Source organism: Amycolatopsis sp. NPDC001319 (genome assembly GCF_042896185.1).
GTDB lineage: Bacteria > Actinomycetota > Actinomycetes > Mycobacteriales > Pseudonocardiaceae > Amycolatopsis.
The window spans coordinates 33,996-54,451 of the sequence record NZ_JBIAWY010000023.1 but is presented as its reverse complement, the minus strand read 5'-3'; the positions used below and the strand labels follow the sequence as shown (position 1 = coordinate 54,451).

Annotated in this window: 22 protein-coding genes and 1 pseudogene; 8 read left to right on the top strand and 15 right to left on the bottom strand. The window is 68.2% G+C overall.

All coding sequences use genetic code 11. From position 1 onward, the window contains the following. Nucleotides 1-161: 161 nt before the first annotated feature. The 3 genes from ACFY1H_RS47405 to ACFY1H_RS47395 form a co-directional block, all read right to left on the bottom strand. Nucleotides 162-1,370, bottom strand: a complete 1,209-nt coding sequence (locus ACFY1H_RS47405) for a cytochrome P450 (RefSeq protein ID WP_386956519.1) — start codon at nt 1,368-1,370, stop codon at nt 162-164. An 876-nt stretch (nt 1,371-2,246) separates the two neighbouring features. Further along, the gene (locus ACFY1H_RS47400; protein ID WP_386956518.1) at nt 2,247-2,531 is read right to left on the bottom strand and encodes an SHOCT domain-containing protein; all 285 of its coding nucleotides are present in this window, start codon (nt 2,529-2,531) and stop codon (nt 2,247-2,249) included. 24 nt (nt 2,532-2,555) lie between these two features. Next, nucleotides 2,556-3,002, bottom strand: a complete 447-nt coding sequence (locus tag ACFY1H_RS47395) for a DUF6325 family protein (RefSeq protein ID WP_366589629.1) — start codon at nt 3,000-3,002, stop codon at nt 2,556-2,558. A gap of 663 nt (nt 3,003-3,665) precedes the next feature. On the opposite strand from ACFY1H_RS47395, the gene ACFY1H_RS47390 reads away from it, so the two are divergent. From ACFY1H_RS47390 to ACFY1H_RS47380, 3 genes are all read left to right on the top strand, one after another. Further along, a complete protein-coding gene (locus ACFY1H_RS47390) occupies nt 3,666-3,803 on the top strand; it encodes a hypothetical protein (protein ID WP_366589625.1) in 138 nt (45 codons plus the stop codon). A gap of 69 nt (nt 3,804-3,872) precedes the next feature. Beyond that, the gene (locus ACFY1H_RS47385) at nt 3,873-4,061 is read left to right on the top strand and encodes a hypothetical protein (protein WP_366589623.1); all 189 of its coding nucleotides are present in this window, start codon (nt 3,873-3,875) and stop codon (nt 4,059-4,061) included. A 21-nt stretch (nt 4,062-4,082) separates the two neighbouring features. Continuing rightward, nucleotides 4,083-4,292, top strand: coding sequence for a hypothetical protein (locus tag ACFY1H_RS47380; RefSeq protein ID WP_366589621.1), 210 nt, complete (start codon nt 4,083-4,085; stop codon nt 4,290-4,292). Nucleotides 4,293-4,555: 263 nt separating this feature from the next. On the opposite strand, the gene ACFY1H_RS47375 is transcribed toward ACFY1H_RS47380, so the two are convergent. From ACFY1H_RS47375 to ACFY1H_RS47325, 11 genes and pseudogenes are all read right to left on the bottom strand, one after another. Next, the gene (locus tag ACFY1H_RS47375) at nt 4,556-5,077 is read right to left on the bottom strand and encodes a hypothetical protein (RefSeq protein ID WP_386956517.1); all 522 of its coding nucleotides are present in this window, start codon (nt 5,075-5,077) and stop codon (nt 4,556-4,558) included. Nucleotides 5,078-5,483: 406 nt separating this feature from the next. Continuing rightward, complete coding sequence (locus ACFY1H_RS47370) at nt 5,484-6,065, bottom strand: dihydrofolate reductase family protein (protein WP_386956541.1); 582 nt, start codon at nt 6,063-6,065, stop codon at nt 5,484-5,486. 93 nt (nt 6,066-6,158) lie between these two features. Continuing rightward, nucleotides 6,159-6,367, bottom strand: a pseudogene (locus tag ACFY1H_RS47365) (AraC family transcriptional regulator); the annotation flags it as partial. A 128-nt stretch (nt 6,368-6,495) separates the two neighbouring features. After that, complete coding sequence (locus tag ACFY1H_RS47360) at nt 6,496-7,971, bottom strand: CoA-acylating methylmalonate-semialdehyde dehydrogenase (RefSeq protein WP_386956540.1); 1,476 nt, start codon at nt 7,969-7,971, stop codon at nt 6,496-6,498. A gap of 5 nt (nt 7,972-7,976) precedes the next feature. After that, nucleotides 7,977-8,753, bottom strand: a complete 777-nt coding sequence (locus ACFY1H_RS47355) for an HpcH/HpaI aldolase/citrate lyase family protein (RefSeq protein WP_386956516.1) — start codon at nt 8,751-8,753, stop codon at nt 7,977-7,979. Continuing rightward, nucleotides 8,750-9,583: an SDR family NAD(P)-dependent oxidoreductase gene (locus tag ACFY1H_RS47350; protein WP_386956514.1), complete on the bottom strand. Its 834-nt coding sequence runs from the start codon at nt 9,581-9,583 to the stop codon at nt 8,750-8,752. The genes ACFY1H_RS47355 and ACFY1H_RS47350 overlap by 4 nt, the downstream gene beginning before the upstream one ends. Then, nucleotides 9,580-10,650 carry a zinc-binding dehydrogenase gene (locus ACFY1H_RS47345; RefSeq protein ID WP_386956513.1) on the bottom strand — a complete coding sequence of 357 codons (1,071 nt, stop codon included), beginning with the start codon at nt 10,648-10,650 and terminating at the stop codon, nt 9,580-9,582. The genes ACFY1H_RS47350 and ACFY1H_RS47345 overlap by 4 nt, the downstream gene beginning before the upstream one ends. Before the next feature lie 52 nt (nt 10,651-10,702). Further along, a complete protein-coding gene (locus ACFY1H_RS47340) occupies nt 10,703-11,872 on the bottom strand; it encodes a M24 family metallopeptidase (protein ID WP_386956512.1) in 1,170 nt (389 codons plus the stop codon). A gap of 30 nt (nt 11,873-11,902) precedes the next feature. Then, complete coding sequence (locus ACFY1H_RS47335; protein ID WP_386956511.1) at nt 11,903-12,841, bottom strand: ABC transporter permease; 939 nt, start codon at nt 12,839-12,841, stop codon at nt 11,903-11,905. A 111-nt stretch (nt 12,842-12,952) separates the two neighbouring features. Further along, complete coding sequence (locus ACFY1H_RS47330; RefSeq protein ID WP_386956510.1) at nt 12,953-14,443, bottom strand: sugar ABC transporter ATP-binding protein; 1,491 nt, start codon at nt 14,441-14,443, stop codon at nt 12,953-12,955. After that, nucleotides 14,433-15,401 (bottom strand): sugar ABC transporter substrate-binding protein, encoded by a 969-nt coding sequence (locus ACFY1H_RS47325; RefSeq protein ID WP_386956538.1) that lies wholly within the window; start codon nt 15,399-15,401, stop codon nt 14,433-14,435. Before ACFY1H_RS47325 ends, ACFY1H_RS47330 begins: the two co-directional genes overlap by 11 nt. Nucleotides 15,402-15,666: 265 nt before the next feature. Between ACFY1H_RS47325 and ACFY1H_RS47320 the strand changes: the two genes are divergently transcribed. The 5 genes from ACFY1H_RS47320 (at nt 15,667) to ACFY1H_RS47300 (ending at nt 19,532) form a co-directional block, all read left to right on the top strand. Next, entirely contained in the window at nt 15,667-16,383 is a 717-nt protein-coding gene (locus ACFY1H_RS47320) for a GntR family transcriptional regulator (RefSeq protein ID WP_366589599.1), read from the top strand. 14 nt (nt 16,384-16,397) lie between these two features. Then, the gene (locus ACFY1H_RS47315) at nt 16,398-17,261 is read left to right on the top strand and encodes a sugar phosphate isomerase/epimerase family protein (RefSeq protein ID WP_386956509.1); all 864 of its coding nucleotides are present in this window, start codon (nt 16,398-16,400) and stop codon (nt 17,259-17,261) included. Next, nucleotides 17,258-17,635 (top strand): hypothetical protein, encoded by a 378-nt coding sequence (locus ACFY1H_RS47310; protein WP_386956507.1) that lies wholly within the window; start codon nt 17,258-17,260, stop codon nt 17,633-17,635. The genes ACFY1H_RS47315 and ACFY1H_RS47310 overlap by 4 nt, the downstream gene beginning before the upstream one ends. Beyond that, nucleotides 17,632-18,354 (top strand): SDR family NAD(P)-dependent oxidoreductase, encoded by a 723-nt coding sequence (locus tag ACFY1H_RS47305; RefSeq protein ID WP_386956506.1) that lies wholly within the window; start codon nt 17,632-17,634, stop codon nt 18,352-18,354. The genes ACFY1H_RS47310 and ACFY1H_RS47305 overlap by 4 nt, the downstream gene beginning before the upstream one ends. Nucleotides 18,355-18,668: 314 nt before the next feature. After that, nucleotides 18,669-19,532, top strand: coding sequence for a MurR/RpiR family transcriptional regulator (locus ACFY1H_RS47300; protein ID WP_386956505.1), 864 nt, complete (start codon nt 18,669-18,671; stop codon nt 19,530-19,532). A gap of 208 nt (nt 19,533-19,740) precedes the next feature. Here ACFY1H_RS47300 and ACFY1H_RS47295 read toward each other — a convergent pair whose 3' ends face one another. Next, nucleotides 19,741-20,046, bottom strand: coding sequence for a hypothetical protein (locus tag ACFY1H_RS47295; RefSeq protein ID WP_386956504.1), 306 nt, complete (start codon nt 20,044-20,046; stop codon nt 19,741-19,743). Nucleotides 20,047-20,456 lie beyond the last annotated feature (410 nt).

Sequence of the window (20,456 nt, the reverse complement as noted above, 5' to 3'; positions counted from 1 at the left end):
GATCGTGGTGACGTTCATCCGGCCGCGGCATGGGTGTGATCCCCTCATCGAGGCTTGCGATTGTCGTTACATGAGTGTCTGAACGGAGACCGGACGGCCCGGCAGCACCGACGCCGAGGACGTCGTGCGGCGGAACGTCCGAACCCTCGCGCGCAACTGGCCTAGCCCCACGCGATCGGCAGCTCGCGAACGCCGTAGACCAGGGTGTTGTGTTTGAAGCCCAGCGACTCCCGCGGCACGGCCAGGCGCAGGTCGGGGACCCGGCGGAACAGGCGCGTCAGCGCCTCCTGCAGTTCGACGCGCGCCAGCTGCTGGCCGATGCATTGGTGCGCGCCGTAGCCGAACGCCACGTGCGCGCGCGGCGACTCGCGGTGGAAGTCCAGCTCGTCCGCCGCCGGAAACAGCTCCTCGTCCCGGTTCGCGGAGTTCAGCGCGGCCACCAGCCATTCTCCTGCCTTGACGGCGCGGTCGCCCACCTGCACGTCCTCGGTGGCGTGGCGCAGCACGCCGAACTGCACCACCGACAGGTACCGCAGCAGTTCCTCGACCGCGCGTGCGGGCGCGGCCAGCACAGCGTCGCGCTGCTCCGAGTGTTCCAGCAGCACCAGGGTGCTCAGCGCGATCATGTTGGCGGTCGTCTCGTGGCCGGCCACCAGGAGGCTGAGCCCGAGCATCACCAGTTCCTCGAGGCTGAGCGGATCACCCGTGGCGGCGCCTCGCGCGATCATCCGGCTGAACAGGTCGTCCTGGGGATTCTGCTGCTTGTCCGCGAACAACCCCGCCAGGAACCCGGCCAGCTCGTCATAGGCCTGCTGCCCCTGCTCGCGCGTGGCGTCGGTGCTGACCAGCAATGAGCTCTGCTGCTGGAACCGCTCGCGATCGGCGTACGGGACGCCCAGCAACTGGCAGATCACCAGCGACGGGATCGGCAACGCGAAGTCCCGCACCAGGTCCGCCTCGCCCGGCCGGGCGAGCATCGCGTCGAGATGGCTCTCGACGAGGTCCTGGATGTAGGTGCGCAGCGCTTCCACCCGCCGGACGGTGAACTGCGCGAGCACCATCTTGCGCAGCCGCGAGTGCGGTTCACCGTCGAGCTGGATGATCGAGCCCGGCCTGACCGGTTCGTCGAGGCCGGCGCGCCGGGTGACGTGCACCGAAGCCGCGCCACGCGAGCTCATCGTGGGGTCGGCGAGCACCGCGCGGACGTCGGCGTAGCGGGTGACCAACCAGGCGTCCATCCCCGCCGGGCAGCGGACCTGCGACGTCGGGTCGGCGGTGCGCAGGGCGCCGTACTGGGCGGGCGGGTCGTACGGGCATCCGGCCGGTCGCGTCATCGGGAGGGCCGGGGTGTCGGATGCGGCTGCCGTCACGGCGGATCACGCCCTTCTGTCGGTGGTCTGGACGGTTGCGCGATCGAGCGCAGCCGTCTCTTCGGGAGGATCAGGGTCTGTAGAGCGGCGCCTCGCCGAGCAGGGAGGACCTGCGCAAGGTGAGGGCCTGCGACGGCGCACTCTCGGTGTCGGTGCGTGACCGCCGGGGCGCCTTTCGGCGCGAGGCCGGCCTCCGGCGGTGATCGGGCGTCACAGAGGAATCATATGAACCATAAGGTCCAATACAAGGTCGCCGTACGGATACCGCAAGGCGCTGCGTCTTCGAGTTGGTTGCGGCAGCGGCCTCTCGTGAAACCCCTCGAGCAGGCAGACGGTCGCACGGCTCAAATCGAGTTTCCGGACCTGGGATGACGTGCCTTGGAAGGGTGTTCTCATGGTCAATCAGAGTCGAGTGCCGCTCATCGTGCCTCACCCTCAAGTCGGCGCTTCACTGACAGTGGTCTTAACATGAGCTCGCTGATCGACATCCCATAAAGTGAACCATGGAGTCCGCGAATTTCGAAGGCAACACAGGCAAGTTTCCAGGTACGGCCGGGCAAGGAGGATCGTCCCGGTTGCTGACCATGGAGAGGTCGCGCCAGTTCTCGCCGAAAGCGGCGAGGAGATCGTTGTGGTGGAAGGCGACGGCTCGCACCGAGCGGGACTTACTCGGCTTTCACGGCGTCGTCACCAGCGACCGGACGGCGAGCGAGGCTTCCAGGGTGACTTCGGGGATCAGGTCGGCGAGAAACTCGTCCGTCGCGGCGATCACGTGGAAGGCGAACCGACCAATCGTAGTAGTGGTGGTGTCGAGACCTCCCTCACGTCGAGAGGAGTGCAGCGGCTGCGTTGCACTTGTCCGATCCCGATGTGCTGTCATGACGCGAGGATCTTGGCCTTCTCCGACGCGAACTCGGCGTCGGTGAGGACCCCCTGTGCCTTGAGTTCGGCAAGCTCCTTGAGCTGGGTGACGGCGTCGCGAGCGGGTGCCGCTGCCGCCGGTTGTGGTGGCGGCGGGTCCTGCTGTTGTTGCTGGGCGTCCTGTTCGTCCTCTTGCCTGGCCCAGCGCCGGCCCTGGCGGCGCGAAACTCGATTCGACACGGCGGTCGCCGTCCCCGCGATCGCGGCGGTTCGGGCGATACCTCGGAGGAGTCCCGGCATGGTCCTGATCCTTTCTCCGGCGGGTCAGACGTCGGCTGCTTCGGCGGCATCCAGCGATGCCGCGACGGCATCGAGCGGGACGTAACCGGCCGCCACCACCTCGGCCCCGCCACGGCGCAGGGCCTGGGTGAACGAACGTGCCCACCGGTTCTCGAACAGCACGATCGCCGCGGACGATCCGGGTTCGATCGCGGACGCGGCATCGGCCAGGTCGCCCTCGTCGAGCAGGCCCGAGGACGCACCTTCGAAGATCGCCACGTCGAGCCGGCCGTCAAGATCCAAGTCCTGCAACTCGACCGCGCGCACTGACCCATCGGTGTCCCGGGTGACGAACAGGAGATCAAGGATTCGGATCAAACGCTGGTCGACCAGGTCCACGAAGATCGGCAAGCCGTGTCCGGTTATCTTGCTGCCCGGGAACTCGACGATCAGAAAACTGATCGGCCCCATCGCCTCGACGTCATCGGTCATCACAGGCCTCCTGGCTGCTTCACGGCAGGGGAGTAGTGCGCGCCGCCGTGGACGCGCGCACCACCCCTCGACTGTCGGGCGGATGGCCCGCGCTGTCCTCATCCCAAGGAGGTGACGTCGCACCCGCACGGCGGGGATGGCGCAGACTCGGCGGACGCGCGCAAATCGTTTGAGGGGCGGAAGCCCATCGCAGCGATACGAGGCGGACATCAGTTCGGGATGAGGTCGTCTCGGTCGTTGCCGACCGCGCGCTGCATGCATCGAGAATGATTTACCCGGACACGGGATTGCGGGTGAGGACCTTCTCCCCTGTCTGTGGTCGGGTGTCTTCCAGAGAATGGCTGCGAGCAGTCGGACGGGGAGCCGGGGAGGACGGGGGCCGTCCGACTGCTCGATCGTCCGCGAGTTTTCGCCGCGTGGCCTTGGCTCGGTGCTTGACGGTGCCCCATTCGGCGGCAGAGGTCCGTGTGCCGTCCGGCCGAGGACTTTCGACGACCAGCACCGCTCGCGCTACCGACGTCAGCTCGGCCGGCAGGTGAAACGTCGCGCCGATCGTGGGCTTGCGCTGCGGTGGCGATCCACCAGTGTGCGTCGATGGAGTCGTTCGCCAGTCCCGTCCCGCAGGTCGCACGGACCAGGGAGATGCAGTCGTGGACAGCTGCGATGACCGTGGATGCGGCGATCTTCACGCTGGCGCTGTCCTGCGACGGTGGTGTCCGGCGTGATGCGCGATGCGTGCGTGGCCCGGCCGAGGGCTGGGGCTGGCCTCGGGAGACGTCGCCGGGTTCGCGGCCGCGCTGAGTGAGGTGATGAAGACTCCGGCGCGCACGGCGCGCTCCACTTCGGCGAGCATCTGCCCAGCCCCAGGCTGTGCCCTCGGTCGATGATGACGACTTCACCCACATCGCCGGCCCGTGCGGCGGCGACAACGCCATGGGGTATCAGCTGATGCCGAGCCGGCTGATCGCGCTGGCCGACGTCCGTGGCTTGTGTATCCACCTGGCCGCGCACCTCCAGAAGATTTCGCGTCCTTCCCCTGCTTCACCACGGTTTCTCTGACCAGCACAGACAATCATGACCATGCCCACCAATCTCAGTGACCTCGGCGCGCCCCAGTCGGTCGCCGAGCTCGCCGCGGACCCGGACCGGGTAGTGGCGTGGAGCGCGACGCTGCATCGGTGGCCGACCGCCGAACGCGAGTTCATGGCCGACGGCCGGCACGACCGGCTCAGGCTCACACCCGTCGACGACCAGCTGGTTGCGGTGATCATCTGGGTCGATGAGCCATGACCGATTCAAACCGGCTGATTACAGAAAGTCGTTACTCGGATCGAGTGAGGAGTGACCCGCGCAGGGGCACGGGTCGAAAGCCCGACTCGTTGTGTACTGGCAAGTCAAGGCTGGATGTCGTCGGATTTGAGGTCGGTTGTATCTGCCGCTGCCCGACCCCGGCTGCACCCCCGGCACGGCGGGGCGCACCGGTACCCGTCCTAATGGGCGGCCGGTTTGGCCGGCCCAGCCAACGACACTGCGTCACGCCTGCCGGGCCCCCGTCAGGGTCGCCGCTTCCGTGCTGCCCGGTATTCCAGTCCGCGCTCGTCCGACTGTTTGTACACGATGTCGGGTGCTTCCGGTGCCGGCCACACGGAAAGCAGGTAGTTCTCGACGGGTTCCTGGACGTTGCGATCGGGGGCGATGTCGCGGCCGCGGGCGTGCACACGTATCCGGTAGGTGCCGGGTCCCGCGTGGGCCAGCTCAGGCAAATCCGGCGGACCTTCCATGATGCCGTGCACGATGAGTTCTCCGTACTCCGACTCGACCGAGACTTCGGCGACTTCGTCCCAGTCGTCGAGGCCGACCGAGTCGGGTGCGGTGTCGAGCAGTTGCAGGGTCACGGTGACCGAACCCGTATGAATACCGGTGAGGACAACCGCGCCGTTGACGAGATCCGTCCCCACGAAACCGTTGGCACGGGCAAGGCGTGGCGCGGGCAAGTCCGCACTCACGTCCCTGATGACGAAGTGACCGTGACTCATATGCAGGTCAGCGGTTGTTGTCCTCACCGGTTTGTTCATGCGTCCCCTCGTTCAGCTAGGTGACCGTTACCCAGAACGGGTCGTCGTCGATCACGCGTTCGTCGTTGTAGTACTGGCCTAACTCACTGCCGCCGTCCTGGTTCTGCTCCGAGTCGATGGCTTTGCTGCTCCAGCGTCTTGTGCAGTGTTCCCGAAGTGCCGGGCGAGGCCCGGCCGAGTGCTGAGGCGGGGCAAGACGATCCACTCTGCGTCGATGTGGTGGACCGGGACCGGCTGCGGCACTACAGATCCACGATGGGGGGCGGTGTTCGGCGTCCCCACGGCGGTTCTGGTCGGGGATGCGCTGCCGGCGCTGCGCGTGCTGCGGGAACGCGCAAACGCGGCCGGCGGCCGGATCTCGTGTCACCGTTCGCAGTGGACTTCTTCGCTTACCCGCTCAGATCGGTCAACGGCGCACCCGATAGCGCACGTGAAGCACCCGGTTGCCCTGGATCACCTCGTCGGGTTCCTCCAACAGGTGCTGCGCGTGGACCGACCCGAAGTAGCGCTTGCCGGATCCAAACACGACGGGTACGACGTCCATGCGCACCTCGTCGATCAGGCCAGCGGCCAACACCTGGCCACCGACGTCGCCGGCGGCGACCTCGACCATGCGGTCACCCGCAAGCTCCTGCGCCTTGGCCACGGCTGCCTGGACACCGTCGACGAAGTGAAACGGCGCTTCGGGGTCCCAGCCGTCGGGCTCCGGCCGGTGCGTCACGACGACCACGTGGTCGATCCCGCCCGGAGGCTTCCCGTCCCAGCCGTCCGTCATGTCGAAGACGTGGCGGCCGACGATGGTCACCCCGATCCGATCCCAGTACGGCCGGGTGTAGTCGTAGGACGTCTGCGACACCTTGAGCGCGCCGCTCTCGTCCAACGGGACGTCACCGCTGGACAACCAGTCGAACAGCGGCCCGGGCTGGTCGTTCTCGTCCGCGACGAAGCCGTCCACCGACACCGAGCTGTACATGACCACTGTGCCCACGGGGCTCTCCTCGATTTGGGGTGCCCCCAAATTAGCGTGTCGTGAGCTGTCGCTGTTGCAAGAAATCAATCGGCCGGCAGCGGTCGGCCGTCCCGGCCCCAGTCGATCGGTCCGGCGGTCTCGCAGCTCAGCAATGGCAGGCCGGCCCTCAACCTGCTCGACCGTCACCGGCCGGTCACACAGCTCGACCGCGGGCATCGGCAGGAACGGCTCCAGCCCCCACGGCTTGAAGTGCACGCCGGCGGACCGGGTCCGGAGTGGGAGCCGAACTCCAACGCGCGGGTGGACATGGTGACCACGCACCTGGCGCTCGGGTCACCCGCGGCGGTTGTCCTGCGGTGAGGTCGATTGCACGCCGCACCACGCGTCGCTGATTCGAACGTGAGCGCACCGCCGACGACGACAACGTGGCGCGCCGGTTTGCCGCGATCTAGCCGGTCTGAGGGAAGCCGAGGTTGATGCCGCGGTGAGTGGGGTCCGCCCAACGCGTGGTGACGACCTTGCCGCGGGTGTAGAAGTGGACGCCTTCTGTGCCGTGGGCGTGCGTGTCGCCGAAGAGGGAGTTCTTCCAGCCGCCGAAGGAGTAGTACGCCATCGGGACGGGGACCGGGACGTTGATGCCGACCATGCCGACCTCGATCTCGGTGTGGAAGCGCCGCGCCGCGCCGCCGTCGTTGGTGAAGAGAGCGACGCCGTTGCCGTAGGGGCTCGCGTTGACCAGTTCGATCGCCTGGTCGTAGGTGTCGACTCGCACGATCGACAGGACCGGCCCGAAGATCTCGTCGGTGTAGATGGACATGTCCGTGGCCACGTGGTCGAACAGCGTCGGCCCGACGAAGAAGCCGTCGCCGGCGAGGCCGCGGCCGTCGACGACGAGGGCGGCGCCGGCCTGTTCGCCGGCGGCGATGTAGCCGGTGACCTGTTCTTGCGCGGCTTTCGTGACCAGCGGTCCCATGTCGCAGCCGAGGCGGCCGTCGCCGGTGCGGAGTTTCGCGGCCCGGGTGGCGATCTTGTCCACCAGCTCATCGGCGATGTCTCCGACGGTGACGACGACGGAGATCGCCATGCAGCGCTCCCCGGCCGAGCCGAACCCGGCGTTGACCGCTTGGTCGGCGGCCAGGTCTAGGTCCGCGTCCGGCAGAACGACCATGTGGTTTTTCGCGCCGCCGAGTGCTTGGACCCGTTTGCCGTGCGCGGTGCCGGTTTCGTACACGTAGCGGGCGATCGGCGTGGAGCCGACGAAGGACACCGCCTTGATGCCGGGATGCGCCAGCAGTGTGTCGACCGCGGTCTTGTCGCCGTTGACCACATTGAACACTCCGTCGGGCAGGCCTGCCTCGCGCCACAGCCGGGCCAGCCACAGCGCGGCGCCGGGCACCTTCTCCGACGGCTTGAGGACGACCGTGTTGCCCGCGGCGATCGCAATGGGGAAGAACCACATCGGGACCATCGCGGGGAAGTTGAAGGGCGAGATGATCGCCACCGGTCCGAGTGGCTGCCGGATCGAGGCGATGTCCACATTGGTCGACGCGTTGTGCGTTGCTCCGCCTTTGAGCAGATGTGGCATGCCGCAGGCGAATTCGGCGACCTCCAGGCCTCGGGCGACCTCGCCTTCGGCATCGGAGAGCACCTTGCCGTGTTCGGCCGTGATGATGGCCGCGAGCTCTTGCGACCGGGCGTTCAGCAGCTCGCGGAACGCGAACAGGATCCGGGTACGGCGCGCCAGCGAGGTGTCACGCCAGGTGGGGAACGCGGCGGCCGCGGTGTCGATCGCGGTGGCGGTTTCCGCCGCCGAGGCCAGCGGCACGTGCGCGGTGACCGCGCCGGTGGCGGGATCGGTCACGTCCGCGTAGGCGCCGGACGTGCCGGGCACTGGTGCTCCGGCGATCCAATGGTTCAGGTGCACCGCGGTCACGGGTGGTCCTTCCTGATCGACGCGAAGGCGTCGTGCATGGTTCGGGCGAGCAGGGAAGCGTCGGACGCGAGCGACAGGAAGCGGAAGCCACGGGTCAGGTAGTCCGCCGCGGCGGCGGCCGAGGGCGCCATGATCCCCGCTGTCTTCCCGTGCCGTTTCGCGGCGGCGGCCACGGTGTCGAGGGCTTGGCGGAACACCGGTGAGGTGAACCCCAACGGCACGCCCAGCGCGTAGGAAAGGTCCACCGGGCCGATGAACAGCACGTCGACGCCGTCGGTCGCGGCGATCTCGCCGATGTAGCGAATCGCGCCGACGGTCTCGATCTGGATGACGCCGACGACCTCGTCGTTGCGCGAGGCGAGCACTTCGGGCCGAAGCCCGAACCGGGCCTGACGGTTGTACGTCGCCACGCCGCGGTCGCCGTCCGGCGGGTATCGGAGGATCCGCAGGGCGTCCTGGGCGTCGGCGATTCCGGTGATCCGGGGGATCATGATGCCGCTGGCCCCGCCGTCCAGAGCCCGCCCGGCTCGCGGCCGGTCACCACTTTCCGTCCGGACGATCAGCGGGACCCCGTAGGCCGCCGCCGCGGTCACCGAGGGCCCGACGAGTTCCTCGGAACCCCCGCCGTGTTCGAGGTCCAGCAGGACCCAGTCGGCGCCGGCCGCGGCCGCGATCTCCACCGCGACCGGGCTGCCGAGCCCGGCGAACGTCCCCAGCAGCGGCTCTTCCGACGCGAGCTTTTCCTTGAGCTGCAGGGCGAGGTGGGCGGTCACGACGTGACCCCCGCTCGAACCGCGGCAGCCGCCTTCGCGAAATCGAAGGTCACGGTGGTCATTCCGCCGGTCACCTTGATCGTCTCACCGGAAATGCTGCGCGCACCGGGCCCGAGGAGGAACACGGTGAGGTCGCCGATCTCGGCCGCGGTCTGTGCCCGGCCCAGCGGGATGGGCCGGATGTGCTCGGCGAAGACCTCTTCGGCCGGCAGGCCGGTCCGGTCGGCGTCCTCGTCGAGGATCCGGTCCCAGATCGGCGTGCGCACGATGCCGGGGGCGATGGTGTTGACGGTGATGTCGAGCGGCCCGAAGTCGAACGCCAGTCCGGTGCCGAAGCCGATCAGCCCGGCCTTGGACGCCGCGTAGGCCGCCTGGCACGCGGCCGGGACAACGCCGGAGATCGAAGCGATGTTCACCACGGCGCCGCCGCCGTTCTCGGTGAGGACCGTGCCGACGGCGTGTGTGGCGCGCATGGTGCCCTCCAGGTTCACCCGGAGGATCCTCGTCCACTCCTGTTCGCTGTTGTGGAGGAAGTGCTTGATCAGCGAGATGCCCGCGCAGTTGACCAGCCCCCAGGTGCCCTGCGCGGCTCGGGTGACCTGGGTGAGCCGCGCGGCCGAGCCCGGGTCGGTCAGGTCCGTCGTCAGGGTGGTTGCGCCACCCAGTTCCGCCGCGACGCGGGCCAGCCCGGCTTCGTCGATATCGACCAGTACGAGGCGGTAGCCGGCCTCGTGCACGGAGCGCGCGATGCCGGCGCCGATCCCCGAAGCAGCTCCGGTGACGACGACGGTCCGGGCCTGGGCCATGGTCGGCTCGTCCTGCCCCGTCACGGCTTGAAGACGATCTTGAGACCTTCGCCGGCCTGCGCCAGCGAGATTCCTTTGTGGATGTCCGAAAGCGGGAGCACGTGGCTCACGACGCGGTCGAGCGGGAGCTTGCCGCTCTGGATGAGGTCGAGGGATTCGCGCATGGTGTAGCGCATCAGGAACGCGCCGAGGATGCGCAGTTCCTTGATCGTCACGGTCATCGCGGACAGGTTCGCGCGGTAGCTGTTGTTGATGCCGATGACCACGATCCGCGCCTGGTCGGCCGCGACGTCGACCGCGGTGTCCAGCTGGGAACCGACGGCCTCGAACACCAAGGTCGCGCCGCGGCCGCCGGTGGCGGCCAGCACTTCCTCGCGTACGTCGACTTCCGTCGGGTTGAGCACCAGGTCCGCGCCGGCCTGCTTGGCCACCTCGGCCCGTTTGACCGCGGGTTCGACCAGGATGACCTGCTCCACCCCGAAGTGCTTGAGCGCGATGACGGCGAGCAGGCCCATCGGTCCGCCGCCGAGGACGACTGCGCGGTCGCCGACCACGACGCCGGCCTTGTTGATCCCGTTGAGGACACAACCGAGCGGCTCGGCGAGCACGAGGTGCTCGTAGGGCACGTCAGCGGTCACGCGGTAGGCGTAGTACGACGGCACCTTGACGTAGCGGGCCATTCCGCCGTCCCAGAAGAATCCGGGGGTGTTGGGCCACGGGATGTCGAGGTGCGGGTTGTCGAACAACGGCTCGCAGAAGTTGCCGTGTCCGTCACGGCAGGGGCCGCAGCGGCCGCACGGCGGGTTCTGGTCGACCGCCACGCGGTCACCCACCGACAGACCACGTGCTTGCGGGCCGGCCGCGACGATTTCCCCGCAGAACTCGTGCCCGAAGATCACGCCCGGCAGACCCGGGTGGGTCGGCGGCGTGTGCAGGGCGTGCAGGTCCGACCCGCAGATCCCGACCGCGCCGACCTTGATGATGATGTCGTCGGGCTCGGTGATCCCGGGTACCGCGTGCTGTTCCAGGGCCAGTACGCCCTCACCCCGGAAGATCACGGCGGGCATCGTGTCGGGCAGGGTCTCGGTCATCGATGGCTCCTCTGCTGGTCGGGCGGGAGTGGCAGGCTGCGTGGGTACGGCCTCAGACACGGGTTGCTGCGAGGTCCACGACGTTCCAGCCGCGCGCGTGGTCGCCGAACGCGCGGTGCCCGTCTTCGGTCACGGTCACGGTGTCCTCGAGTTTGATGAACCCGCGCCGGGGGTGCAGCATGGTCGTTTCGATCGAGAGGACCATGCCGGCCGCCAGTGCGCGGGGACCGTCGTAGTTGGGATAGGGAACCGGTCCGGTCGAGGTGAGCCGAGGCGCCTCGTGGCTGATCAGTCCCATGCCGTGCGCGACGAAGGTGGTCACCCCACGGTGGGGGCTCGCGGCCAGCACCTCGCCTGCGCGGTCGAAGATCGCCTGGCCGACCACGCCGTCCGCGATGGGTTCCCGCGCGGCCAGCTGCACAGCTTCGACTTCGGCCAGCAGGTCCTCCAGCTCGGCGTCGGGTTCGCCGAGTACCGCCATGCGCGCGAGATCGCCGATGTAGCCGCCGAGGTTGCCGCCGGAATCCAGGCACAGCACCTCACCGGGCGCCCAGCTGGCGTTCGACGGCGCGCGGTTGTGGCTGGCGCCCATGCTCACGAGGCAGTATTCGAAGGTCATGCCGAGCCGTGTCTGTTCCTGGCGCAGGGTCTGCACGATCTCGCGTTTCGTCGAGCCCGCCCCGTGCGCGCCGAAGGCCGCCCGCATCGAGTCCACGATGGCGTCCGACGCTTCTTCGAGCAGCTTCAGCTCGTCCACCCTTTTCACCGCGCGAAGGCGTTCCAGCACAAACTGTCCGTCCCGCAGCGTCACCGACGGTTCGACCGCCAGCCGCTGGTACGCCTCGACCGGCAGGAAGGATCCCTCGATGCCGACCACGGCCTGTCCCGGCAGCACTCGGCGCAGGTGTGCCAGCGCGAGTTCGATCGCGTCCTGCGCTCGCCACGTGCTGGTGTCCACATCGGACACCCACACCGGATCGTTGTCCAGCTGCCACGATTCCATCGCGTTGCCGATGTAGCGGGTCGCGCCGAGGTCGCCGCGAACGTACACGAGCACGGGCAGGTACCGGCTGACCCCGATGGCGTCCATGTAGTCGAAGAAGAAGAACCGGTGCCCGCCCAGCAGGTACTGGACGTTGTGCTTTGAGGTCACCAGCAGCGCGTCGAGCCCGGCGTTGTCCATGAGCTCGTCGAGGTGCCGGTGATCAAAAGGGGGATTCACGTAGGCCTCCTGTCGTGGATGTGGTGGGGATCAGGCATCTGCGACCGAGAGCCTGCGTTGGTTGAACGCGTCCAACAGCACGGCCACGAGGATCAGCGCGCCTTGGATGAACTGGACCCAGAAGGGGCTCACATTGAGCAGGGTCAGCCCGTTGTTGATGACCCCGATGAGCAGGACCCCGATGAGCGTGCCGACCATGCTGCCCTTGCCGCCGAACAGGCTGGTGCCGCCGATCACGACCGCGGCGATCACCTGAAGCTCGAGACCGGTGCCCGCGGTGGGGGTCGCGGCGCCGAGGCGGCCCACGAGCACGAGCGCGGCCAGGCCGGCACACGCGCCGGCGATCAGGTAGGCGTAGAACAGCACCCGCTTGTCGGGGATGCCGCTCAACCGAGCCGCCTGCCGGTTGCCGCCGACCGCGTAGATCTGGTGGCCGAGTGTGGTGCGCGACAGGACGAGGTGCCCGACGAGGAACATCGCGGCGAGCAGGAACACCGGGACGGGGATCGTGCCGATCGTTCCGCCACCGAGCCAGGTGAGTCCTGCCGGCAGCCCGTACACGCTCTGGCCTTGACTCAGTTGCAACGTCAAGCCGCGTCCCATGCCGAGCACGGCGAGCGTCACGATGAACGGTGCCAACCGCAACCAGGCCACGGAAACCCCGTTGAACGCGCCGATCGCGGCGGCGATCACCAGGCAGGCCACGACGCCCAGGAACCCGGCCAGTCCGCCGCTGACCAGCTGCGAGGCGATCATGCCGGAGAGCGCGACGTTGGACCCGACCGACAGGTCGATGCCGCCGGTGATGATCACCAGCGTCGCGCCGACGGCGGCGATTCCGACCACGGTGGACTGGGTGAGGATGTTGGTGAAGTTGCGGCTGGACAGGAAACTGTCGGACAATAGCGCCATCGCCACGCAGGCGAGCACCAACGCGACGACGATCGGGGTCCGGGGATGCCCGGCCATTCTCCGCAGCGTGGACGGGGGTGAGTCTGGCCTGCGGGTCTCTTCCTTCTTCTCCGTGGAGGTCGTGATCACCATGGTGGCCTTCCGTTTCTCACAGGCGAGTCGGGGGAGTCAGCCGGCGGCGGCCAGCTGGAGCACGCGTTCCCGGTCGAACTCGGCTCGGCGCAGCTCGCCGACGACCCGTCCGGCGCGTAGCACGTACACGCGGTCGGCCATCGCGAGAACCTCGTCGGTGTCGGAGCTGGTCAGCAATACCGCGGCGCCGGATTCGGCGAGAGTCAGGACGTGCTCGTGGATGCCTGCCTTCGCGCCCACGTCGACGCCGCGGGTGGGGTCGTCGAGCAGCAGGACCTTCGGCGTGTGCGCGGCGGCTCGCGCGAGGACGATCTTCTGCTGGTTGCCGCCGGAGAGCTTGCCGGCCGGTTGACGGGGATCGCGGGTCTTGACACCGAACCCGGCGATGGCGTGGCGGGCGAGGCGTTCCTGCCGGCCGCGTCGCAGCCAGCCGACCCGGGCGAACGAGCGGTAGACGCCGTAGGAGAGGTTGTCCACAATGGACGCGTCGAGGACGAGGCCTTCGGCCTTGCGATCCTCGGGTGCGTACACCACACCTCGGCGCACCACGTCGTGCGCTCGCGCGGGGAGGGGATGGCCGTCTACCTCGACGTTCCCGCGCGAGCGCACCGACAGACCCGCCAGCGCCTTGAGCAGCTCCGTACGGCCGGCGCCGGCGAGGCCGACCAGGCCGACGATCTCACCGGATTTCACCTGCAGCGTCGCCCGCTTCACGCCGGGTGCGTCGAGTTCTCGCACCTGGAGCCGGTCGGCGCCGACGGGCCGGTCCCGCCAGGGGTAGGCGTGGGCCATGTCCTTGGCGAGCATCGCGCGCACCAGCTTCGCTTCGTTCCACTCGACGACCGGGCCGGCACCGACGAGCTCGCCGTCGCGCAGCACCGCGATCGTGTCGGCGATCTGGAACAGTTCGTCGAGGTGGTGGCTCACGTACAGGATCGTCATGCCCTGCGCGCGCAACGCCTTGATCGTGCGCAGCAGGACCCGGACGTCGTTTTCGGACAGTGCCGAGGTCGGTTCGTCGAACACCAGCACACTGGCGTCGCGGGCCAGGCACCGCGCGATCTCGGTGAGCTGTCGCTGCGCCAGGGACAGCTCCCGGACGGGCCGGTCCAGCGGCAGGCCCGTCAGCCCGACCCGGTCGAGCGCGAGGCGGGCCGCTCGTTTTGCTGCGTCTCGTCGGACCACTCCCAGCCGCGCCGGCTGCCGGCCCAGCACGAGGTTGTCCAGCAGGCTCATGTCGGGCACGTCGGTCAGCTCCTGGTAGATCACGCTCACGCCCGCGTCGATCACCGCACCGGGCGAGCCGGGCACTTCGTTTCCGCCGAGCAGGATCTGGCCGGAGTCCGCTTTTTCCGCGCCGGACAGGAGCTTGATGAAGGTGGACTTGCCCGCACCGTTCTCGCCGGCGAGCGCGGTGACGGTGCCCGGCGCGAGTGTCAAGGACACGTCGTGCAGAGCGCGGATGCCCGGGTAGGACTTCGACACTCCGCGGAACTCCACTGTCGGGGCGGGGGCATCAGACTTCATCGGACCAGATCCCGTAGCTCTTGACCTCGGGCGAGTCGATGCTTTCCTTGGTGATGGTCGCCGAGGGCCAGTCGATCTGCTTCGGCACGGACTTGTGCGCTTCCAGATCGGCGACGGTGTCCACGGCCTTCTGCATCATCTTGATGGGGTTCTGGCTGATGCTGGCGTCCTGCACGCCGGCGCGCACGTCGGCGATGGCGGGCTTGGAACCGTCCACGCCGATCACGATGATGTGCCCGGGGTCGCCCACCGGCTTGAATCGGCCTTGTGACTTGATTGCCGCCGACACGCCCACCGCTTCGGCGTCGTTGGCTGCGAACACCGCGTCGATCTGGGGATTCGCCTGGAGAATGTCGACCATCAGCGCGTTCGACTTTGCGGTGTCGTAGCCACCGTCCTGCGCCGCTGCCACCCGCAGGCCGGGGTAACGGGCCAGCTGCTGGCGGAACCCTTGTTCGCGCCGCGTCGCCGACGGCGTGCCCAGGATGCCCTGGATGTCGACGACCGTGCCGGTCGCCGAGCCCTTGCGGGCCTTCAGTTCCGCAGCGATCCGATCGACCGCGTCGCTACCGGCCTTGACGTCGTTGATGGTGATCGTCGCAGTGATCGGCGGGATCACGCTGTCGGCGATGGAGATGATCGGCACGTGCGCCGCGTCGGCCGCGGACACGGCCGGCGCGATGGCCTTGCCGTCGGCGGGGGACAGGAGGATGTAGTTCACGCCCCGGCTGATCAGGTTCTGAATGTCGGTGACCTGCTGGGCGGCGTCGCCGTTGGAGTTGGTGGTGACCAGCTTGTACCCGTACTTCTTGGTCCCGGCGTCCAAGCCCTTCTGCATCCCCGCGAAGAACGGGTTGGACAACGTGTACGTCGAGTAGCCGATCGTGACGCCGGACGAGCTGCTGCCCGAAGCACCGCCACACGCGACCAGACCGGCCGAAACGGCCAACACGCTCATCGCGGTCGCTGCCAGCGGACGAAGGTTTCTCATCTGGGCTCCTTTGCCGAGATAGATCAGGACTCCGCACCAGTCCGGTCGCCTGTCGACCGAACACTGAGAGTGTCTGGCGAGCCATGGCGACGGGCGCCTGTCGCCTGTCGACCGATTACGCTAGAGTCGCTCCCGGAAGGTGTCAATACACCCGGCGGGGGCTGCCGACGTCCTCGCACGAGAATCGTCGTCGGAGCCGGGAGACAGACCTGGGGCGAACGGGAGGGTGCACATGAGTGAGCCGACTGTGCAGTGGGAAACCATGCGGATCGACGAGAACGCGCCGAAACGAGCGCCGTCGCTGGCGGATCAGACGTACGCCACGTTGAAGCGCTGGGTCGTGTCAGGCGAACTCGAACCCGGTTCCGTGCTCAGTGAAAACGATCTTGCCCGAAGGTTTTCGATCAGCCGCTCCCCGTTGCGGGAGGCGATCCGCCGGTTGCAGGACGAGGGTTTGCTGGACGTGTCCGGGCCGCGGGGGTTCACCGTTCCGGCGCTGTCGGTGGAATTGGTCCGGCAGGTCTACACCGTGCGCCGGGCACTCGAGGTGGCCGCGGCCGAGAACGCCACCCGGATCCCGGCCGGCGAGCTGGCCGCCATGCGCGAACGCATGGACCGGATCGGCGAGGCGATCGCCGCGGGCGACCTCGAACCCTTCAACGTCGCCGACTTCGACTTCCACGACCTGTTCGTGCTCAACTGCGGCAACCCCCTGCTCGTCAACCACATCCACCGGTTGCGCGGGCACATCCAGCGCATCATCAACTGGGCCGGGCAGTTCCACGAGCACACGGAGCTGGCGTACAAGGAGCATCGGGCCATGCTCGAGGCGATGGAAGCAGGCGACACCCGGGCGATGGGCGAAGCCGTCGACACCCACATCCGCAACGTCATGGACCGTTTGATCGACAAGCTCGGACCGTCCGGACAAGCCGAGACCACCGACTGAAAGGGCACTTCCTGATGCCGCACCCCGATGCCTTGCTCAGCACGTGCTGGACCTCCGCGGGCGACGTCATGCCGCAGCGCAACGGAGACTTGAGCCCGTTCGACATCCGGGACCGGGTCGCGGCCGCCGCCGAAGCGGGGTTCAGCGGGTTCGGGATCACGCACACCGACCTGGTCGCGGTGCGTGAGAGCATCGGGTTTCCGGCGCTCGCTCGAGAGTTCGAACAGCACGGCATCACGACCGTCGAAGTCGAGTACATCGACGACTGGTGGTGCTCGGGGGAACGGCGTGAGCGATCGGAGGCCGTACGCGCCGATCTCCTGCACGCCGCCGAAGCGCTGGGCGCCTCTCACATCAAGGCCGGTGCGGGGCAACCCGGTGACACGGTCGGCCCCGACCGGCTGCGCGAAGAGTTCGCCGCGCTGGCGCAAGCCGCCGCCGCGGCGGGCACGCGGATCGCCTTGGAACCCGCTGCTTTCTCGATGATGACGACGATCGAGCCGGCCGCGGGGCTCGTCCGCGATGTCGCGCACCCGGCCGGTGGTCTGCTTGTCGACATCTGGCACATCTACCGGAGTGCGATGTCCTATGAGGACATGGAGCGCATCCTGCCGCCGGAGTACGTCTTCGCCGCCGAGATCAACGACGGGTACCAGCAGGTGACCGGAACCTTGTTCGAGGACACGTTCGACAATCGGCTCTATTGCGGCGAGGGGGACTTCGATGTGGCGTCCTTCGTGAAGTCCTTGCGGCGACTCGGATTCAGCGGTCCGTGGGGCGTGGAGATGATGTCGCTTGATCACCGGACGCTCGACGTGCGCACCGCGACCACACAGGCCGCGGCGGCGGCGGCGAAGCTCCTGGCTTCGGCTCGATGAAGGTCCGCTCCCCGGCGCGGTCGCTGCACGTCGTCACCGTCTCGACCGAAGGTGCGACGGTGACAAGTGAGATCGTCGAGACGTTCAACGTTCTGCAGGAGTTGCTGGCCGATCACGACGAGCAAGCCGGACCGCTCAGAGTCGCCTTGGTGGCCACGCAATCCGGAAGCCACGCCGGCCAAAACGCCCTTGTCGAAGCGATGCGAGGCATCGCGCAGTCGCTCGCGCGGGAGCTGGGTGCGCGGATCCGCATCAACAGTGTGGTCTGCGATGCGGAATCCGAAATGGATCTGCAGCCGACGCTGGACTTCCTCGCCGGCTCCGGTTCCGGCTACGTCACCGGCGCGACGATCGACCTGCGGAGGCCCCGATGACGTACCTGGTGACCGGTGCGACGGGCGCCATCGGCTCGGCGATCGTCGCCGAGTTACAGGCCCGATCCGAGACTGTCATCGCACACGGACGCAGCATCCGCACTCCGTCCAATGACGGCACCGTGCACTGGATCGGCGGCGATCTCCTTGCCGCCGAAGGACAGAACGCGGTCCGCGAAGCCTCGGCCGGCGGTTTGGCCGGCGTGATCGCCGCCCACGGCGTCCCCGGATCCGCTCCGCTGGCCGACCTCACGCGGGCCTTCACCGAACGCGTCATGCGGATCAACTTCGAATCCTTGCTCGCTTTGCTCGAGGTGACTCTCCCTGCCCTGCGCCGCTGCCGTGGGCGGTTTGTCGCCGTCGCCTCGCAGGCGGGCCTGGTCGGGGAACCCGACAACGCCGCGTACAGTGCGTCGAAGTTCGCGGTGGTCGGCTGGATCCGTCACCTTGCCGGCCAAGCGGGCGACGCGGGCATCACGTACCACGCCCTCTGCGCAGGCTGCACCGAGAGCCCGCTGCTGACCGCCGTGCACGATCAGTTCGCCAGAGCCCAAGGCACCGCTACCGCCGAAGAATTCGCTGCGCTGCGGCAGCGCAGCATCCCGGTCGGCCGCTTCGCCACCCCGCACGAAACCGCAGCGGCCGCCGTCTACCTGGCCACCGCGGACGGCCCCCGCCCGACGATCCTCGCCGAGAGCGGGGGCGAAGTCGTCTGGTAGAAGCGAGCCGCCGTTCGCTGCCAATGCCTCCGCGTGCGAGCTGATGATCAGGTGATCAGCCGCCGGACCTTTCGCTCCCGTCGCACTTGAAGATCCGGGAGCCGACCGCGCGGCCGCGGGCGTGACCTCGAGCATTCATCTCGCGGCATGGCGGGCAGCGAGATAACCGAAGATCAGGCCCGCGCCCACCTGGTGCGCCGCTTCGCCCCGCTCCTTTCCGGCGCGCGATTGCCGCGGCTGTTCGTATGTGCGCTGCACTGGGGCTCGCGTTCATCGCGCTCAGGCTGTGCGCGGCCGTGGCGCATGTCGGCCGGGTGGCGACGACGCCGAGCACGCGTCGGCTGAGTTCCCCGTTCGTGTTGGCCGGGGGCGGGCTCGTGTTCGCGTCCGCTCAGACAGTCCTCGTTCGCGCGGCCGAAGGGCTCGGTGTGGCCTGTGGACTGGCGTTCCTCGGTACTTGTTGTACTCGTCGTCGCTGTGGACCTGTGGCGTATCGGGGCCACACGGGGATGCCCGCACTGAAGCGCATTCTGCAGGAGCAGGTGCGCGAACACCTCACGCCGGCCGGGCGGCTGGGCCGTCGGGTGGACGTCGTCGGGTCGGCTCCCGACGACCTGCTGTCGAACGTGTTCACCGAGAGCATCCTGCTGCTGCAGGAGGCGCGGCGCTCGATCCGTTCCGACCAGTTCTCCGCCGCCGTGACCGCGCTGAGCGGCGCACGTGAGGTGGTGGTGATGGGGACCGGAGCGCTCGGCATGCTCGGGCGCTGCCTGTCACTGCGGCTCATCCGCCTCGGTTACCGCTGTCGGGATGCGTTGACCTCGGGTTTTCTGCTCGCAGACGACCTGATCAGGCTCACCGAGCGGGACGTGGTGGTGCTCGTCGTGCACGAGAAGGTGACGGTCGAGATCGAGGTCGTGCTCGATCACGCCCGGGAAGTCGGCGCGACAGTCGTTCTCGTCACCGACACGTTGGGCGAGGCGCTGCGAGACCGGGTTGCCATCGTGCTCACGACACCCGCCGGCAGCTCGCAGATGTACAAGATGCAGACCACCACGCTCGCCCTCTTCGAGGTGCTGACACTGGCGATCGCCGCGCAGCAGCAGGAACCGACTCTGCACGCGATGGCCCTGATGAACCGGCTGCGCGACGAACTGCGCTACACGCCGGATCGCTGACCGCGATCCGGTTTCTTCGGATCGGTGGCAGCCGTCCGAGGGGTTGAGCGCGCCATGTGTGGTCGCAGCAAGGGGCCCAACCGCGAAGCCATGAGCCGGTACCCGTCCGTGCCTGGATGCACCGCGTCGACAAGGAGGTGCGTTTCCTCGGGGCGGAGTACGCCGAGGCCGTCGACCAGCTGCAGTCCGCGGTGTCCACAGTCGCGCATCACGTCGACCGCTTCGTGCAGCAGGGCCGGATGTCCGCGAGCGTGAGACCGACGGCGTTGGGCTCACGCTCCCCGGTCGGGCAGACGATCGGTGTCATCACGACCAGCGGAGTATCGGGGTGGCCGTCCCGCACTGTCTGCAGGAACCCGGTGACGGCCGGCACGAACGAGCGCGCGGAAAACGTGCAATGGCGGTAGACGTTCGACCCGAGGCACACGCTGATCAGCTCGGCGGGTGTGTCGCGGATGAACCGCGCGACCACGGGATCGAGGTGGCACTGGCCCGCGAACCCCAGGCAGCGCAACGCGGCGAGCAGACGTTCATGGAGAGCGTCACGGCGCCGGCCCTTCTCGTGGACTCCGGGCCGTTCCGCATCTGATCGCGCGCGCTGCTTCGCAGGGGAGGTGGACCGGGCGGACGGACTGGGTTCGCGCGGGGATGCGCCGCGCGCTGTACCTGAAGCAACCGCCGAAGGGAGCCGGCCGGAGCGAACGCCCGGCCGGCTCCGAGGGGTAAGGCGCCGATGCGGGCCGGAGTCGTGTGGCGGCGGCCGTTGTGTTCCAGCAAGTCGAGGGACTGGGCCGACGTGCAGACTCGCAAGGTCACCGACACTCTGGCCGCGTGACCCCTGTCCGTGCGGCGTGGCTTGGTCGTCGGTCGCTGCGCTCGGACCGTGGTCGCCAAATTGCCACCTTGATCAGTAGTTGTTCACGA

Excerpts from the sequence above, each read along its gene's own strand:
- ACFY1H_RS47400 (WP_386956518.1), bottom strand. The coding sequence starts at position 2,531 with ATGCCGGGACTCCTCCGAGGTATCGCCCGAACCGCCGCGATCGCGGGG.
- ACFY1H_RS47395 (WP_366589629.1), bottom strand. The coding sequence starts at position 3,002 with ATGACCGATGACGTCGAGGCGATGGGGCCGATCAGTTTTCTGATCGTC.
- ACFY1H_RS47390 (WP_366589625.1), top strand. The coding sequence starts at position 3,666 with ATGACCGTGGATGCGGCGATCTTCACGCTGGCGCTGTCCTGCGACGGT.
- ACFY1H_RS47380 (WP_366589621.1), top strand. The coding sequence starts at position 4,083 with ATGCCCACCAATCTCAGTGACCTCGGCGCGCCCCAGTCGGTCGCCGAG.
- ACFY1H_RS47375 (WP_386956517.1), bottom strand. The coding sequence starts at position 5,077 with ATGAACAAACCGGTGAGGACAACAACCGCTGACCTGCATATGAGTCAC.
- ACFY1H_RS47345 (WP_386956513.1), bottom strand. The coding sequence starts at position 10,650 with ATGACCGAGACCCTGCCCGACACGATGCCCGCCGTGATCTTCCGGGGT.
- ACFY1H_RS47335 (WP_386956511.1), bottom strand. The coding sequence starts at position 12,841 with ATGGCCGGGCATCCCCGGACCCCGATCGTCGTCGCGTTGGTGCTCGCC.
- ACFY1H_RS47330 (WP_386956510.1), bottom strand. The coding sequence starts at position 14,443 with ATGAAGTCTGATGCCCCCGCCCCGACAGTGGAGTTCCGCGGAGTGTCG.
- ACFY1H_RS47325 (WP_386956538.1), bottom strand. The coding sequence starts at position 15,401 with ATGAGCGTGTTGGCCGTTTCGGCCGGTCTGGTCGCGTGTGGCGGTGCT.
- ACFY1H_RS47320 (WP_366589599.1), top strand. The coding sequence starts at position 15,667 with ATGAGTGAGCCGACTGTGCAGTGGGAAACCATGCGGATCGACGAGAAC.
- ACFY1H_RS47315 (WP_386956509.1), top strand. The coding sequence starts at position 16,398 with ATGCCGCACCCCGATGCCTTGCTCAGCACGTGCTGGACCTCCGCGGGC.
- ACFY1H_RS47310 (WP_386956507.1), top strand. The coding sequence starts at position 17,258 with ATGAAGGTCCGCTCCCCGGCGCGGTCGCTGCACGTCGTCACCGTCTCG.
- ACFY1H_RS47305 (WP_386956506.1), top strand. The coding sequence starts at position 17,632 with ATGACGTACCTGGTGACCGGTGCGACGGGCGCCATCGGCTCGGCGATC.